General features: G+C 70.2%; 14 protein-coding genes. 7 read left to right on the forward strand and 7 right to left on the reverse strand.

Annotated features, from left to right (window positions below):
• Window positions 1-11 precede the first annotated feature (11 nt).
• Window positions 12-1,844 carry a sulfite reductase subunit alpha gene (locus tag BWO91_RS13220; protein ID WP_079003982.1) on the forward strand — a complete coding sequence of 611 codons (1,833 nt, stop codon included), beginning with the start codon at window positions 12-14 and terminating at the stop codon, window positions 1,842-1,844.
• A 137-nt stretch (window positions 1,845-1,981) separates the two neighbouring features.
• On the opposite strand, the gene BWO91_RS13225 is transcribed toward BWO91_RS13220, so the two are convergent.
• Window positions 1,982-3,127 (reverse strand): 5-(carboxyamino)imidazole ribonucleotide synthase, encoded by a 1,146-nt coding sequence (locus BWO91_RS13225; RefSeq protein WP_064295173.1) that lies wholly within the window; start codon window positions 3,125-3,127, stop codon window positions 1,982-1,984.
• Window positions 3,128-3,256: 129 nt separating this feature from the next.
• Window positions 3,257-3,814 (reverse strand): PH domain-containing protein, encoded by a 558-nt coding sequence (locus BWO91_RS13230; RefSeq protein ID WP_240555499.1) that lies wholly within the window; start codon window positions 3,812-3,814, stop codon window positions 3,257-3,259.
• 101 nt (window positions 3,815-3,915) lie between these two features.
• Between BWO91_RS13230 and BWO91_RS13235 the strand changes: the two genes are divergently transcribed.
• A complete protein-coding gene (locus BWO91_RS13235; RefSeq protein ID WP_079002863.1) occupies window positions 3,916-4,728 on the forward strand; it encodes an EI24 domain-containing protein in 813 nt (270 codons plus the stop codon).
• Here BWO91_RS13235 and BWO91_RS13240 read toward each other — a convergent pair.
• Window positions 4,712-5,503, reverse strand: a complete 792-nt coding sequence (locus tag BWO91_RS13240) for a biotin--[acetyl-CoA-carboxylase] ligase (protein WP_079002864.1) — start codon at window positions 5,501-5,503, stop codon at window positions 4,712-4,714. The two genes, BWO91_RS13235 and BWO91_RS13240, sit on opposite strands and share 17 nt — an antisense overlap.
• A 139-nt stretch (window positions 5,504-5,642) precedes the next feature.
• Here BWO91_RS13240 and BWO91_RS13245 point away from each other — a divergent pair, with 139 nt between their 5' ends.
• From BWO91_RS13245 to BWO91_RS13255, 3 genes are all read left to right on the forward strand, one after another.
• The gene (locus tag BWO91_RS13245; RefSeq protein ID WP_071262519.1) at window positions 5,643-7,244 is read left to right on the forward strand and encodes an acyl-CoA carboxylase subunit beta; all 1,602 of its coding nucleotides are present in this window, start codon (window positions 5,643-5,645) and stop codon (window positions 7,242-7,244) included.
• On the forward strand, window positions 7,241-7,492 hold the full coding sequence (locus BWO91_RS13250; RefSeq protein WP_205847525.1) for an acyl-CoA carboxylase subunit epsilon: 252 nt from the start codon (window positions 7,241-7,243) through the stop codon (window positions 7,490-7,492). Before BWO91_RS13245 ends, BWO91_RS13250 begins: the two co-directional genes overlap by 4 nt.
• Window positions 7,493-8,019: 527 nt before the next feature.
• The gene (locus tag BWO91_RS13255) at window positions 8,020-9,291 is read left to right on the forward strand and encodes an HNH endonuclease signature motif containing protein (RefSeq protein ID WP_079002865.1); all 1,272 of its coding nucleotides are present in this window, start codon (window positions 8,020-8,022) and stop codon (window positions 9,289-9,291) included.
• A gap of 118 nt (window positions 9,292-9,409) precedes the next feature.
• Here BWO91_RS13255 and BWO91_RS13260 read toward each other — a convergent pair whose 3' ends face one another.
• The 4 genes from BWO91_RS13260 to BWO91_RS13275 form a co-directional block, all read right to left on the reverse strand.
• Window positions 9,410-10,471, reverse strand: coding sequence for a hypothetical protein (locus tag BWO91_RS13260; protein WP_079003983.1), 1,062 nt, complete (start codon window positions 10,469-10,471; stop codon window positions 9,410-9,412).
• Window positions 10,468-11,640, reverse strand: a complete 1,173-nt coding sequence (locus BWO91_RS13265) for a sensor histidine kinase (RefSeq protein WP_079002866.1) — start codon at window positions 11,638-11,640, stop codon at window positions 10,468-10,470. The genes BWO91_RS13260 and BWO91_RS13265 overlap by 4 nt, the downstream gene beginning before the upstream one ends.
• A gap of 67 nt (window positions 11,641-11,707) precedes the next feature.
• Window positions 11,708-12,364 (reverse strand): response regulator transcription factor, encoded by a 657-nt coding sequence (locus BWO91_RS13270; RefSeq protein ID WP_064294846.1) that lies wholly within the window; start codon window positions 12,362-12,364, stop codon window positions 11,708-11,710.
• A gap of 77 nt (window positions 12,365-12,441) precedes the next feature.
• A complete protein-coding gene (locus tag BWO91_RS13275; RefSeq protein ID WP_079002867.1) occupies window positions 12,442-13,746 on the reverse strand; it encodes a class I SAM-dependent RNA methyltransferase in 1,305 nt (434 codons plus the stop codon).
• A 62-nt stretch (window positions 13,747-13,808) separates the two neighbouring features.
• Here BWO91_RS13275 and BWO91_RS13280 point away from each other — a divergent pair, with 62 nt between their 5' ends.
• Window positions 13,809-14,459 carry a Maf family protein gene (locus BWO91_RS13280; protein ID WP_079002868.1) on the forward strand — a complete coding sequence of 217 codons (651 nt, stop codon included), beginning with the start codon at window positions 13,809-13,811 and terminating at the stop codon, window positions 14,457-14,459.
• Between the two features lie 96 nt (window positions 14,460-14,555).
• Window positions 14,556-16,319 (forward strand): biotin carboxylase N-terminal domain-containing protein, encoded by a 1,764-nt coding sequence (locus BWO91_RS13285; protein WP_079002869.1) that lies wholly within the window; start codon window positions 14,556-14,558, stop codon window positions 16,317-16,319.
• Window positions 16,320-16,321 lie beyond the last annotated feature (2 nt).

The following is a 16,321-nucleotide window of genomic DNA, read 5'->3' on the forward strand; positions in this document are numbered from 1 at the left end:
CGGAGGAGATCATGACCGAGACACGGACACCGACGGCGATCGGATCGAGCCCGGTGCTCTTCGAGGCGCTCGCCGCGCTCGGCAGCAGCGCCGACGACCCGTTCATCCCGGCGGACGCACCGTTCAGCCCCGAGCAGCGTGTCTGGCTCGCCGGTTTCCTGGCCGGTGTCCGCTCCAGCGCGATCGACGCCACCGACGCAGGTGGCCGCACGCCGCAGCTCGCCCTGCACGTGCTCGTCGGGACGCAGACGGGCACCGCGGAGGCCATCGCGGAGGATCTCGGCCGAGCCGCCTCCGGCTACGGCGTGGCGGTGACGACGATCGGGCTCGACGACGTCGAGGTCGACCGGCTCCCGACGATGGGACACGTCGTCGTCATCACCTCCACGTACGGCGAAGGTGAGATGCCCGACAACGCCGAACTGTTCTGGGAGACGCTTCAGGCGAGCACCGCACCACGCCTCGACGGCCTGAAGTTCTCCGTGCTCGCGCTCGGCGACTCCGGATACGACGGGTTCTGCCAGGCGGGCAAGCTCATCGACACGCGCTTGGAGCAGCTCGGCGCGGAACGCATCCTCGCCCGCGTGGACTGCGACGTCGACTACGAGGAGCCCGCCGCGGCGTGGACCACGCAGGCGCTGTCGCTGTTCGGCGCCCTCGCCCCGACGGACGCCGATGCGGCACCCGCTCCCGCGCCGGCGGCCAAACCGGCGAAGAAGCCCGGCCGCACGCGTTCACCGTGGACCCGCAAGACGCCGTACGGCGCGACCCTCGCCGTCAACCGCGTCCTGTCCGGGCCCGCCTCGTCGAAGGAGATCCGGCACTACGAGTTCGACCTTGGCGACAGCGGCATCGAATACGCGGCCGGCGACGCCCTCGGCGTCATGCCGAGCAACGACCCGGCGCTCGTCGACGCCATCATCGCCGAACTGGACGCGACCGCGGACGAGTCGGTCGACGGCTCGACCCTGGCGGACCGGCTCACCAACGGGTTCGAGATCCGCACCCCGTCGAAGGACCTCGTGGCCGAGCTCGCCGACCGCGCGCCGGGCTCGGAGCTGGCGGGGATCCTCGCGCTCGCCCAGGCGGAGACGCTCGACTCCTGGTTGCGCGACCGCGACATCCTCGACCTCCTGCGCTCCACCGCGGTCCGGTTCGACGCCGCCTCGCTCCTCGACGTGCTGCGTCCGCTCCAGCACCGCGCGTACTCGATCTCGTCCAGTCCGCTGGCGGCCGACGGGCGCGTGCACCTCACCGTCGCGAGCGTCCGGTACGCGGTCGGCGACCGTCTGCACGGCGGCGTCGCGTCGACGCATCTCGCCGACCGGGTCGCGGAGGGTGCCACCAGCGGGATCTTCGTCTCCGCGAACGCTGGCTTCCGGGTGCCCTCGGACGACGATGCACCGCTCATCATGGTCGGCCCGGGAACCGGGATCGCGCCGTTCCGCTCGTTCCTCCAGGAGCGCCGCGAGCGCGGGGCGACGGGTCGGAACTGGCTGTTCTTCGGCGACCAGCACCGAGCGCACGACTTCATCTACGAGGACGAACTCGGCGAGCTGCTCACCGGAGGGGTGTTGGACCGTCTGGACCTCGCGTTCTCCCGCGACCAGCGCGAGAAGGTGTACGTCCAGACCCGGATGCGCGAGAACGGCAAGGAGCTCTACGCCTGGCTCGAGGAGGGCGGCCACTTCGCCGTCTGCGGTGACGCCTCACGGATGGCGAAGGACGTCGACCAGGCGCTGCACGAGCTCATCGCCGAACACGGCGGACGTTCGACGGAGGCCGCGGCCGAGTACGTGCACACGCTGAAACGCGAGAAGCGCTACATCCGCGACGTGTACTGAGGCGCTCCGGGGTCGAGGGCGAGGCCCTTCGACAGGCTCAGGGACCGGTCATCGGTCCCTGAGCCCAGCCCTCGGTCCCGGAGCACCACATCCAGTCCCTGAGGCCCTCACCCGGCCCTGAGCTTGTCGAAGGGCGGTCAGGCGTTCTCGGCTCCGAGCAATGCCGCGGCGGCCCGTGCCTCGTACACGACGTCGTCGAGATCGTCGCCCGCGACGTTGACGTGGCCGACCTTGCGCCCGGGGCGGGGGTCCTTGCCATAGTTGTGCACCTTCGCCAGCGGGTGCGCACCGAGGACCTGCGGGTAACGGTCGTCGAGCGTCCCTTCCGCGGGCCCGCCGAGGACGTTCACCATGACGGTCCAATCGCGGTGGCAGCCCGTCCAGCCGAGGGGCAGGTCGAGGACGGCGCGCAGGTGCTGCTCGAACTGGCTCGTGACGCTACCGTCCTGCGTCCAGTGCCCGCTGTTGTGCGGACGCATGGCGAGTTCGTTGATGAGCAGGCGGTCGTCGTCGGTCTCGAAGAGTTCGACGGCCAGGACGCCCGTCACCCCGAGCGCGGTCGCGACGGTCACGGCGATCTCCTCCGCGGTGTCGGCGAGCCGACCGGCCGAGCCGGGCGCCGGAGCGATGACCTCGCTGCACACCCCACCGAGTTGGACGGTCTCGACGACGCGCCACGGCACCACCTCGCCGGACGGGCGCCGGGCGACGAGCTGGGCGAGCTCGCGCCGGAACGACACCAGCTCCTCGACGAGCAGTGCTCCGCCGTTGGCGTCCTCGGAGAGCGCTGTGAACCAGTCGTCGACCTCGTTCGGTCCGTGGACGACGCGGACGCCCTTGCCGTCGTAGCCACCACGTGGCGTCTTCACGACGCCCTTCCCGCCGTGCTCGGCGAGGAAGGCGGCGAGCTCCTCCTGATCGTGCACGCGCGCCCAGTCGGGCACCGGCAGTCCGAGCTCCGTGAGGCGTTCGCGCATGAGCAGCTTGTCCTGGGCGACGGCGAGCGCGTCCGGTCCCGGGTGTACCTGCACACCGGCATCGACGAGCGCCCGCAGGACGTGCTGTGGCACGTGCTCGTGGTCGAAGGTGATGACGTCGACCGTCTCGGCGAAGGCGAGCACCGTGTCGGCGTCGCGGTAGTCGCCCACCTCGACGGTGGCGAGCCGGGCGGACATACCCTCCTGCTCGGCGAGCACCCGGATGTCGAGTCCGAGGTTCACGGCCGCGGGCACCATCATCCTGGCCAGCTGACCACCGCCGATCACTCCGACGCGAATGCTCATGGGTTCACTCCAGCTCTCCGGCGACCGGCCGGCGGGTCTCGTTTCGGCAGGCGGGACGGGCGGATCCGGAGGCGGATCGGCGGGTGCCCCGACTCGAACATCGTACCGGCCGGGCGCGCCCCGCACCGGTCAGCGTCGGACCGGTGGCTGCTGCATCGGAGGCGGTGCTGCCGGGTACGGCGCGGCGATGCTCTGGTTCTCCGCGACGAGCTCGTGCAGGGCGTTCTGCACGAGGACAGCACCGGGGACGTCCCGCAGGACGACGGGCACCTCGCCACCGCTCGTCACCCGGACGTTGCCGCTCCCGAAGGCGCTCTGCACCCAGCTCTTGTGCACCGTGATGCCGTAGCCGCGGGCGTGGTAGAGCTCCTGGCGCGTCCGCACGAAGAACCCGCGACGGACGATCAGCCGCCGGGTCGTGATCACGTAGCGGACCGACAGCCAGGCGATGAACGGCAGGACGCAGGCGACCAGCACGATCACCCCGCCGCCGACGAGGACGGCCCAGTTCTGCCACTCGAGGTCGAACGAGCCGAAGAAGTACGCACCGGCGCCGCTCACCGCGATGAGCAGGAGGGCGGGGAGCAGGAGCCGCCGGGCATGCGGACGCAGGCGTGCGACCACACGTTCGGTCGCCGCCGCGGGAGGAGCCGGCCTGCCCGGCCCCGTCATACCGGGATCAGCCATACTCCCATTCTTAGCAGTCGCGGCAACCCGCCGCCTGCTCCCACCCCGCCCGTCGGCGATCCCGAGCATGCGTGCATCGGCCGCCCGGCTAGCATGAAGGCGTGAAACCGGCCGACAGCACCGCACCGACGGCGCAGCACCCCGGCGTCGTCGGGTCGTTCCTCGAGGGGATCGGCATCCTCTTCGGCGGGTTCCGCCTCTGGGGTACCTCGCCGAAGCGCATGCTGCTCGGCATGGTCCCCGCCGCGATCGTGGGCGTCGTGTTCATCGCGCTGCTCGTCCTCCTCGGCGTCAACGCCGCCACGATCGTCGACTGGGCGACACCGTTCGCCGACACCTGGGACGAGCCGTACCGCTCGTCCATCCGGGTGGCCGCAGCGGTGGCATTGGTGGCCGTCGCCGTCGTGGTGATGCTGTACGCCTACGCCGCAGCGACGCTCCTCGTCGGCGACCCCTTCTACGAGCGGATCTGGGCCGACGTCGAACGCACCCTCGGCGACGCTCCTCCGGAGTCGGGTGAGTCCGCCTGGCGCGGACTCCTCACCGGTGTCACCCGGGCACTCGGCCTGCTCATGCTCACCATCCCGACGGCGGCCGTCCTCTTCCTCCTCGGCTTCGTCCCGGTGATCGGCCAGACGGTGGTCCCGGTGCTCGGGCTCGCCGTGAGCGGTTGGTTCCTCGCCCTCGAGCTGACGGGCTACGCGTTCGACGCGAGGGGATTGTCGTTGCGCGACCGCCGCCGGACCCTCGCGAGGAGACGCGCCCGCACCCTGGGCTTCGGGATGACGGTCGCGGTCCTCTTCCTCGTGCCGGTCCTGTCCGTGCTGGTCATGCCGGCAGCCGTCTCCGGCGCGACGGTACTCGCACGCCGGTCCCTCACCGAACAGGCGGGAACGCTCAGCGCACGTGCGTGACGTCGCCGGCCGCCACCGCGACCGGCGCACCACCGTCGGTCGGTCGGACGACGAGCCGCCCGTCGGCGTCGATCCGCTCGGCCGTCCCGGTCAGGACGTCGCCGCCGGGGAGTTCCACCCGCACCGAGCTGTCCAACGTCACGCATCGCTCGGTGACCGCAGCTCGGAGCCCGCTGGCCTCGGCGTCACCGGACGCCGCCAGGTAGGCGTCGTACAGTGTGCCGCACGCGCGCAGGTAGCCAACGAGGACGGTGTCCGGGTCAGGATCGACGAGACCGGCGAGCGCGAGCGAGGTGGACCGGTCGGTCGGCAGTTCCTCGGCACGCTGACGGAGGTTGACACCGGTCCCGAGGATCACCGCGTCCCCACTCGGCAGCAGCTCGGCGAGGATGCCGGACACCTTCCGACCGCCGATGAGCACGTCGTTCGGCCACTTCACGTCGGCGGGCACCCCGAGCTCCCGGAGCGACTCCGCGAGCGCCGCACCCGCGAGGAGCGGGAGCCAGCCGTAGGCCTGCAGCGGGAGCGGATCACCCGACGGAGTGACCGGCCGGAGCAGGACCGAGACGGCGAGTGACGTGCCGGGTGGCACTGTCCACACGCGACCGAGGCGGCCTCGTCCCCCGCGCTGATCGTCGGTGACGACGACCGCGCGGTCCGGCCACGCGTCGCCGCCGTCCTCGCGCACGCGTCGGGCGAGTTCGTCGTTGGTGGAGCCGGCGTGGGCGAGGATCTCGAGGCGTGGGACGAGGGCGGCGGTGAGGGGCAGATCCATGGCACAACCCTACTGAGGCCGGTCGTCGGTGCCCGCGTCACCCACCGGCATGCTTGGACGATGCCGACAACGGATCAGCGCGCCGCTTGTACCCGATCGTCAACGGGTCGGCCGGGGGACCACCGGGTAAGGTGAAAGCGTGACCGACGAAACCACCTCCGGCCCTGACCTGTACACGACGGCCGGGAAGCTCGCCGACCTCAAGAACCGCTATCACGAGGCCGTGACGGCGAGCGGCGAAGCCGCCATCGAGAAGCAGCACAAGAAGGGCAAGCTCACCGCACGGGAGCGCATCGAGCAGCTGCTCGATCACGGCAGCTTCGTCGAACTCGACGAGTTCGTGCGCCACCGCACGACCGCCTTCGGCATGGACCGCTCACGACCGTACGGCGATGCCGTCGTCACCGGAACCGGCACCATCCACGGCCGCCAGGTCGCCGTGTACTCGCAGGACTTCACCATCTTCGGCGGTTCGCTCGGTGAGGTCGCCGGCGACAAGATCATCAAGATCATGGACCTCGCGTTGAAGACGGGCGTCCCGATCATCGGCATGCTCGACTCCGGCGGGGCGCGCATCCAGGAGGGTGTGGTCGCGCTGGGCAAGTACGGCGAGATCTTCCGACGCAACACCCAGGCCTCCGGGGTCATCCCGCAGATCTCCATCATCATGGGTCCGGCGGCCGGCGGCGCCGTCTACTCCCCCGCACTCACCGATTTCGTCATCATGGTCGACAAGACCAGCCAGATGTTCGTCACGGGCCCCGACGTCATCAAGACCGTCACGGGCGAGGACGTCGGCATGGAGGAGCTCGGCGGCGGGTACACGCACAACACCCGCTCGGGCGTCGCCCACTACCTCGCGAGCGACGAACCGGACGCGCTCGACTACGCCCGGACCCTCGTCGGCTTCCTGCCCGACAACAACCTGTCCGAGGCCACGGTCTTCGACGTCGAGGTGGAGCTGGAGACGACGGACGAGGACCGCCGACTCAACACCCTCATCCCCGACTCGCCGAACCAGCCCTACGACGTGAAGACCGTCATCGAGCACGTCGTCGACGACGCGGACTTCCTCGAGGTCCAGCCGCTCTTCGCGCCGAACATCGTCATCGGTTTCGCGCGCGTCGAGGGACGGTCGGTCGGTGTCATCGCGAACCAGCCCTCCCAGATGGCCGGGACGCTCAACATCGAAGCGGGCGAGAAGGCGAGTCGGTTCGTCCGGTTCTGCGACGCGTTCAGCATCCCGATCCTCACCCTGGTCGACGTCCCCGGCTACCTGCCCGGCACCGACCAGGAGTGGACCGGCGTCATCCGCCGCGGCGCGAAGCTCCTCTACGCCTACGCCGAGGCCACGGTGCCCCTGGTGACCGTCATCCTGCGCAAGGCCTACGGCGGCGCCTACATCGTCATGGGCTCGAAGCAGCTCGGAGCCGACATCAACCTCGCCTGGCCCACGGCCGAGATCGCGGTCATGGGCGGCCAGGGCGCCGTCAACATCCTGTACCGCGGCGAGATCAAGCGGGCCGAGGAGGCCGGCGAGGACGTCGCCGCCGTGCGCACGCGCCTCGCGAACGAGTACACCTACAACGTCGCGAGCCCGTTCCTCGCCGCTGAACGCGGCGAGCTTGACGGTGTCATCGAGCCGGCGGCCACGCGGGTCTCGGTCATCAAGGCGCTCCGCGCACTCCGGACGAAGCGTGCGAGCCTGCCCGCCAAGAAGCACGGGAACATCCCGCTGTGAGCACCGGCACCGAGCCGAGCACGACCGAGGCGTCGTCGATCGATCTGCGGATCGTGCGCGGTGCGCCCACAGACGAGGAACTGGCTGCGCTGACCGCGGTGCTGAGCGTCGCGATCGCCGAACAGGCGCTGCGCGACGCCGACACCGCCCCGGCGCCCCGTGTCCCGTCGACGTGGGAGCGGACGAGGCGGAACCTCCGTACGGGGATCACCGCGGGCCCCGGACACTGGCGCGCGTTCACGGGCTGAGCCGCCTGGGCGGACGACCCGCCGGTTGCCCCTCGTGGCGCGCGGTGCTGTCCCCCGTTCGTGTCCTCCATAGTGCCGACTGTCGGGGGTACCCCTGATGGGGGATGATCATTCTCGACAGTTGAGTCTCATCGAGACCACTTCACCAGCTCCTGCTCCATCTAGGGTAAGCGGGCAGGAGTTCGGGGGCGGGTCAGAGCGGTATTCGGGTTACCGCTCTGACCCACGAACGTCACGGAGGGCCAGCATCGGGTGCTGGCCCTCCTTTCGTTCGTTCAGGACCAGGCACGTCGACAGACTCAATGACCGGGCGAGGTGCGCTCAGATGTATCCCCGTCCGTGCGCTCGCCGAGGGGCACAGAGAGAACCCCCGCTCTGCTGACCTCTCCCGCCCCCTGCGCGACTTCCCCGGGTCCCTGAGCACCCCTGTCCCGGTCCCTGAGCTTGTCGAAGGGCACACGAGGAGACTTCCACATCCGAGACGACTCAGCATCTGGAATGTCAGTGGTCCATGGTGAACTTGTCCCATGACCGAGACCACCACTTCCGCAGTTCGAGCTGGCGACGACTTCGCCGCGCAGCTCGCGGAGTTCTCGGACCGCTACGCGGAGATCCAGCGTCGGCGTGCTGCTCTGGACGCCGAGGAGGCCCGGCTCCTGGCCCGTTCCGCCGCTTACGCGGACGCTTTCGCCGACGCCATGGTTCCGGCGATCTTCCCGCCGGCGGAACGGCAGGCCCTCTCCCGTCGGTCGACGTGTGCGGCCCTCGCCATGGCGACGCGGACGCCGGAGCGGACGGTCCAGCGCGCGACGAACGACGCGGAACGGCTCGTGAACGAAGCACCCGCGGTACTTGAATCCCTTGAAACCGGCCGCATCTCGGCCCGGCACGCGCAGACGATCATCGACCAACTCAGTGACGTGCCGGCAGCAGGGCGGGCGGTGTTCCTCGCTGCGGTCCTGACGATCGCGGAGGAGTCCACCAACGCGAACCTCCGGAGGCGCGCCCGCGTCCTGCGCGAGCGCCTCCATCCGGAATCGATCACCGCCCGAGCGGTCCGCTCTGAGGCCGACCGCCGGGTGGAATTCGAGCCCGCCGCCGACGGCATGGCGTGGGTGCATCTCTTCACGACGGCGCCGATCGCGCAGGGCATCGCCGAGCGGGTCGAAGCGGCCGCCGCCGAATCGCGCGATGCCGGTGACACCCGCACCTGCGGACAACTGCAGGCCGACGCGCTCGCGGCCCTCGCCCTCACCGGTGTGACACCCGACGACGTCAGGTCCAGCGCGGTCCTCCCGCACCCGATCGAGGTGCAGGAGCACATCAAGCCGACCGTGCAGATCACCGTCCCGGCGCTCACGATGGCCGGCGTCTCAGAGGCCCCGGCCACGCTGGACGGCTACGGCCCCATCGACCGTGAGACCGCCGCCCGCATCGCGGTGAACGCACCGAGCTTCACCCGGATCCTGGTCCAGCCGGAAACGGGAGCCGTGCTGTCCGTCGGGCGGAACCAGTACCGGGTCCCGGCTGACCTGCAACGCGCGGTGCGCCTGCGAGACGGCACTTGTCGCGCACCGGGCTGTGGCAGGCGCGCCAGAGCGTGTGACCTCGATCATTCGGTCGCGTGGGAAGACGGCGGGACGACAGACATCGGGAACCTCGCCTGCCTGTGTCGACATCACCACCGAATGAAACACCTTCCCGGGTGGAATCTCGACCATGGGCCCGGCGGGGTGCTCGAGTGGACGACACCCGACGGCAGACACCACCGGACCGAACCCGATCCCGCGCCGTTCTGACCCCGCCGACGAAGGGGTTCCTCGTGGGCACTTCGACAAGCTCAGTGACCGGAAGAAGTCCACCCGGAACACCTCGGTCGCTGAGCCCGTGGACGGGTACTGCCCTCGTCGGAGCGGTTCAGTCCTCGTCGGACACGCCGACCGCGCCCACGTCGGCACGGGAGCCGTCGCGCGGGATCTCGAGCCAGACGTCGAGTTCCTCGTCGTCGTCGTCCGGACCCGCAGCCACGCCCGGTTCCCGGTGCACCGCACGCAGGCCGACCACGGTCACCGCGACGCGCTCGTCGTCCGGAACGCTCCGCACGATGAGGCGCGTCGCGTGCGAGGCGGCGAGCGCTTCGGCGATCTGCTCGTGGATCGCGTCGAGGACGCCGGCGTCCAGCTCCTCGAGGCCACCTTCGTCCAGCATGTTCACGATCGCGCCGCGCCGCCGGGCCGCGAGCACCTCGGACCGGACCGGGTCGCTCAGGAGGTGGCGGCCACGGATCTCGTCGCGGAGACTGGCCTCGAGCGTCCGGCACTCCGTGCGATCGGCCACCGACAGCCTGCCGCCGTTGGCGATGATCGTACGGAGCATCGGGGTCGCCAGTCGGCCCGTCTGGCTGAGGCGTCGTCTCCGCTCGTGCACGTGCGCGTACTGCGCAGCCTGCCAGTCCGAGGTCGCATGCTCCGCCTGCGTCAGCCGCTCGGCGTCATGCTGCGCCCCGGCGATCGATCGGGTGAGCACACTCGCGAGGACGACCCAGATGAGGCTGCCCGTGACACCCATCCCGAGCGCCAGTCCCGGACCCGCCCAGAGGAGCGACTGGACCGTGAGGAAGACGATCCCGATGTAGGCGACCGCCTCCCGCTGCCGGACCACGGTGATCGTCATCAGTGTCCCGATCGACGCGACGTGCCAGGTGGCGTACCCGTTGTTCCGCGTGGGGTCGAGCTGGCTGGTCACGAGCAACGGGACGACGATCGCGGTCGCGAGGTTGATGCTCGCGAGCCACGACGGCATGCGCGTCGTGCCCATCGGCCAGAGACTCAGGACGCTCGCGACGGCGTAGACGAGCATCGCGATGAGGACCGGGACGACGTCGCGGGGTGTCTCGAGCGTCAGCGCCGCGCGGAGCAGGTGGTACGCCGAGAACAGGGCGGCGAGGATGACGAGGGCGTACCGCGGTGCCGGGGTCACGAGTCGTGCTCCGGTGACCACTCGATGCGGATCACGGCACCCTCACCCGGACGGGAGATCACCGTCGAGCGACCGCCGACCGCGGCGACCCGCTCGACGATCGAGACCTTCAGCCCGAGCCGCTCCTCGGCGACCTGCTCGGGGCAGAACCCGACGCCGTCGTCGCCGACGATGACGCAGACGCCGCCGGAGACCGTGCCCTCGATGGACAGGCTCCGCGCCACTCCCGAACCCGCGTGCTCGACGCTGTTGACCATCGCCTGCACCGTCGCCCAGTAGACCGCGTTCGCGACCGTGACGGGCAGGACCCGGCCGGACGCCCCCTCGACCGTGACGGAGAACGGTTCACCGAGCATCGACGCGGCCGCACGCAGCCGTTCGATGAGTTCGGCGAGACCGGTGACCTCGTCCTCGTTCGTCATCGGCGCTCCGACACCCTCGAGCTGTTCGATCGCGACCCGCGCCATCATGACGGCGAGCGCCTCCGACTTCGGGGTCAGCGCCCGATCCGCGGCGAGCAGGGAGGCGAGGACGCTGTCGTGGACGATCGAATCGACCTCGACGCGCTCCACCTCCGTGGCGTGCTGCTTGACGGCCGCGTCGTAGGTGGCGAGGGCGGCCGCCCTTGCGATGTCGACCCGACCGGCCAGCACACGGAACAGCCCGACGAGGACGACGATGAGCCCTCCGATGATCGTCGCGTACGAAGCGTCGAGCGCACCGATCTCGAAGGACGCCGGCGCGAAGTCGGCGTCGATGACGCGGTTGACGCCGTACATGACCGAGGTCACGACGAGGTACACGATGGCCCCCCGCAACTGCAGCGGGATGCAGGCGAACGCGACGGCGATCGTGCAGAGGTACCAGATCCAGGGTTCCTGGTTGATGTCCGCCGACGCCTGCGCGTTCACCGCCGGCCAGATGAGGAGGGCCACGAAGAACACGGCAGCGAAGACGCCGGAGGCGATGCGGTGGTGCCACAGGAAGAGGCAGCAGATGATGGCGCCGAACATCGTCCCGAAGACGAGCGAGACGTAGACGACGCCGAACCAGCCGGTGATCTGGACGCCCTGTCCGAGCGTGGTGAATGCGGTCTGCAGTCCGAAGACGAGTCCGATGATCGCGACCGATCGTCCGAGGAGGCGTTCGAAGTTCGCGGTGTTCAGCATCCGGCGCTGAACCTGGACATCTCTCGTGGTCGCGGGGATCGCGGGATGCCTGGTCGGTGCCCGGAAGCTAGGAGACATCCGTCCCGCCTTGATCGAGGCCGGGGAGGATCCCGTCCTCGACCGCTCGGCGGAGCAGGTCGACCTTCGTCGGTGCCGGACGCCCCACCTCGACGTACTTCACCCGGATGCGGTCGATGTGCTCTCGGGCCGTGGAGTAGGCGATGCCGAGCTGCATGGCGACGGTCTTCAGCGGCAGGCCGGACGCGTAGAGGTGCAGAACGTCGCGCTCGCGACGACCAAGCTGCGCTCGCGCGAAATCGCTGTCGGCGTCGATCGCACTCGCCCACTCGATGTTGTTCAGGGCCTCGCCACGGGCCACCGTGCCGATGGCGGCGATGACCGTGTCCGTCGGCGACGACTTGGGGATGACCCCGGACGCTCCGGCGGCAAGCGCCTCGCGCACCAGAGCGACACGATCGGCGATCGAGTGGATGAGGACGTGTGCCCCCACAGCCTGCACCGCGTGGATGTTCGAGGTCGGCGTGCTGCCGTCGGAGAGCGAGAGGTCGAGCACGACCACGTCGGGCACCACACCGTTCAACGCGGCGATGCACTCGACGGCGGTCGGGGCACTCGCCACGACCTGATACCCGGCGTGCGCACACACCGCTTCGATCCCGAGCCGCACGGACTCGTGATCATCAATGATTGCGACGGTCACCACGGCACCATCGTAGCGAGTGACGGACCCGCCGGGCGCGACGGCCGGATCGCGAGTCGCCTCCGTCGGCTCGGGCCCGCTCAAGCCGTCCGTGAGAAGCCCGCGACGGCCTCGAGGTGGTGCGTGTTGGGGAAGAGGTCGTAGGCCGCGAGATGGTCGAGCTCGTAGCCCTGCTCCGCCAGGAGGGCGACGTCGCGGGACAGCGCGATGGGGTCGCAGGCGACGTAGACGATCGACGCGGGCCGCAGCTCGCCGAGCATGGCGACGATCTCCGCGCCCGCGCCCGAGCGGGGCGGGTCGAGCACGACGGTCGCGGTGGCGTACCGGGACCGCTCGATCCGACTGCCCGTCGCGATCTCCGACCGCAGGAAGGCGTCGACCTTCGCGGTGACGGCCTGTGCGCCCACCCACTCGGACAGGTTCTCGCCCGCGTACTCGGTGGCCCGTTCGTCACTCTCCACGGTCGTGATGCGGGTGGTCGCGCCGAAGCGGTCCCCCACGCCCGCGGCCAGGAGGCCGACGCCGCCGTAGAGGTCGAGGTTCGCGGCGCGCGGGTCGAAGCTCGCGTCGTCGATGGCCGCGGACACGGCCTGCTGGAGGGTCGTCGCAGCCTGACGGTGGACCTGCCAGAACCCGTTCGCGTCGACGATGAACTCGCGCTCGCCGACGAGCTCACGGATCGGGTCTGCCGCCGGTCGGGCCGGCTTCGGTCCCCTGCGTCGACCGCGCCCACCACCGCGTCGGCGGTCGCCGCCTCCGACCTCGTCCGTACGAGTCAGGACGCGGACCGCCCCGGTCGAGGAGGCGACGATGTCGATGGACGTGGTGCCGTCCGGCAACTCCTCGAGCTTGGCCGCTCCAGCGACCGCTTCGATCGCGAGCGGCAGGTCGTCGACGGGGACGACGTGGTGGGACCGCGAGGCATAGGGACCGATGTTGCCGTGCTGGTCGACGTGCAGGGAGACCCGCGTCCGCCACCGGGTGCCGTCGGGCGTCTCGCCGTCGACCGCGGCGACCGTGAACTCGGGAGCGACTCCGGCGAACCGCTCGAGCCCCTCAGCGAGGACCTGGTGCTTCAACGCACGCTGGTGGGCGAGCTCGATGTGTCCGAACTCCGCTCCTCCCGCCCGCTCGCTCGGCTCGCGGTCAACGGAGGCCTCGGTCCAGACGTGCGGACGGCGGTGCTCGGACGGCGTGAGGACCTCCAGGGTCTCAGCCCGCCAGAAGCGCTTCTCGTTCTCGTCGACGATGCGTGCCCGCACGCGCTCGCCGGGGAGCGTGTCGGGGACGAAGACCACCCGGCCCTCGTGCCGGGCGACGAAGACACCCCCGTGGGCTACGTTGGTGATGTCCAGTTCCACGGTGCGTGCAGTCGTCGTGCTCATGCGTCGAGCATGTCACACGGGCGGCTGCGGGGAGTCCACCGTCCACTGCAGAAGGAACCGTCATGCGCCTCACGCTCGCCTCCACGTCACCGGCCAGACTCGCCCTGCTGCGGTCGAGTGGCATCGAGCCGATCGTCGTCCCGTCGTCGGTCGACGAGGAACAGGCCGTCGACGATGCGACCCGCGCCGCGGGTGCCCCCCTCGCCCCGGACGAGGTCGTGGCCCTCCTCGCCCGCGCGAAGGCGGAGGCCGCTCTGGCCGTCGTGCGCGAACGTGGCGACGCGGCCGACCTCATCCTCGGCGGCGACTCGGTGTTCGTCCTCGACGGCGTCGTCCACGGCAAGCCCCACACCCCCGAGCGCGCCCGCGAACGCTGGCACGCCCAGCGCGGCCGGACGGGGACCCTGTACTCCGGTCACTGGCTCATCGACTGCACCGGTGCCTCGCCGGTCGGGATCGGTGCGGTCGCGAGCGCCGAGGTGTCCTTCGCCGACGACCTCGACGACGCCGAGATCGACGCCTACATCGCATCGGGCGAGCCCCTGGCGGTGGCGGGGGCGTTCACGATCGACAGTCTGGGTGCCGCCTTCATCACCCGCATCGAGGGCGATCCGTCGACCGTCGTCGGCCTCTCACTCCCGACCCTGCGGCGTCTCGTCCGCACGCTGGGACACGACTGGCACGAGCTCCGCAACCGGCGCGGCGCCCTCTGACACCTCAGCCCTTGTAGAGGCGACACGTCGTTCCTGCGGCTTTTTTGTGCGTGTGAGCCAAAGGCTCACCCGGGCCTCCCGGTAGGCTCGTGGACTGTGCCACGTATAACCAAGGTCCTCATCGCCAACCGTGGCGAGATCGCCGTCCGCGTCATCCGAGCCGCGAAGGACAGCGGGATCGCCTCCGTCGCCGTCTACGCCGACCAGGATCGCGACGCCATGCACGCCCGTCTCGCTGACGAGGCCTACGCCCTCGACGGGACGACGAGCGCGGAGACGTACCTCGTCATCGACAAGCTCCTGTCCATCGCCCGACGGTCCGGCGCCGACGCCGTCCACCCGGGCTACGGCTTCCTCGCCGAGAACGCGGACTTCGCACGTGCCGTCATGGCCGCAGGGCTGATCTGGATCGGTCCGTCGCCCGAGGCCATCGAACGGCTCGGCGACAAGGTCTCCGCCCGCCACGTGGCCGAGAGGGTGGGCGCTCCGCTCGCCCCCGGCACGCTCAACCCCGTATCGGGTGCCGAGGAGGTGCTCGACTTCGTCGACGTCCACGGCCTGCCCGTCGCCATCAAGGCGGCGTTCGGCGGCGGCGGTCGCGGCCTGAAGGTCGCCCGTGAGCGCGAGGAGGTCGCCGAGCTCTTCGAGTCGGCCACCCGCGAGGCCATCGCAGCGTTCGGCCGGGGCGAGTGCTTCGTCGAGAAGTACCTCGACCAGCCACGCCATGTCGAGACGCAGTGCCTCGCCGATGCGCACGGCAACGTGGTCGTCGTCTCCACCCGAGACTGCTCGCTGCAGCGTCGCCACCAGAAACTCGTCGAAGAGGCACCGGCACCCTTCCTCTCGGACGAACAGGTGGCGGAGCTCTACCGCGCGTCGAAGGCGATCCTCAAGGAGGTCGGCTACCTCGGTGCCGGCACCTGCGAGTTCCTCATCGGCAAGGACGGCACCGTCTCCTTCCTCGAGGTCAACACCCGCCTGCAGGTCGAGCACCCGGTCTCCGAGGAGGTCACCGGCATCGACCTCGTCCGTGAGCAGTTCCGTCTCGCCGAGGGCGGCGTCCTCGACTACGACGACCCGCAGCCGAGCGGCCACTCCTTCGAGTTCCGCATCAACGGCGAGGACCCGGGACGCGGCTTCCTCCCGCAGCCGGGCCCGATCCACGTGTTCAAGACCTTCGGCGGCCCCGGTGTCCGGCTCGACTCCGGTGTCACGGCCGGCGACACGATCTCAGGCGCGTTCGACTCGCTCCTCGGCAAGATCATCGTCACGGGACGTACCCGCGAAGAGGCGCTCGAACGGAGCCGTCGCGCACTCGACGAGTTCGAGGTAGCAGGCCTCCCCACCGTCATCCCCTTCCACCGCAAGATCGTCCGCGACCCCGCGTTCACCGCGGAGGACGGCACCTTCGGCGTCTACACCCGATGGATCGAGACGGAGTTCGTCAACGACATCGAGGCTTGGGACGGATCCATCGATGCGCAGCAGGCACCCGCTGCCCGCTCGACGGTGGTCGTCGAGGTCGGCGGCAAGCGTCTCGAGGTCAGCCTTCCGGGCGGACAGCTGGGACTGAACGTCGGTGCGCCGGTCGCCGCTCCCGCTCCGCACCGCCGCGGTGGTGGTGCAGCGGTGGTCTCGGGTGCGACGGGTGACTCCGTCTCGGCGCCCATGCAGGCGACCATCGTGAAGCTCGCGGTCGCCGAGGGCGATGTCGTCGTGAAGGGCGACCTCGTCGTCGTCCTCGAGGCGATGAAGATGGAACAGCCCATCACAGCGCACAAGGACGGCACGGTCGGCGCGATCGACGCGACGGTCGGTGCCACGGTCTCCTCGGGTCACCAGCTCCTCACCATCAGCTGACC

The sequence above is a fragment of the Plantibacter flavus genome (genome assembly GCF_002024505.1).
GTDB lineage: Bacteria > Actinomycetota > Actinomycetes > Actinomycetales > Microbacteriaceae > Plantibacter > Plantibacter flavus_A.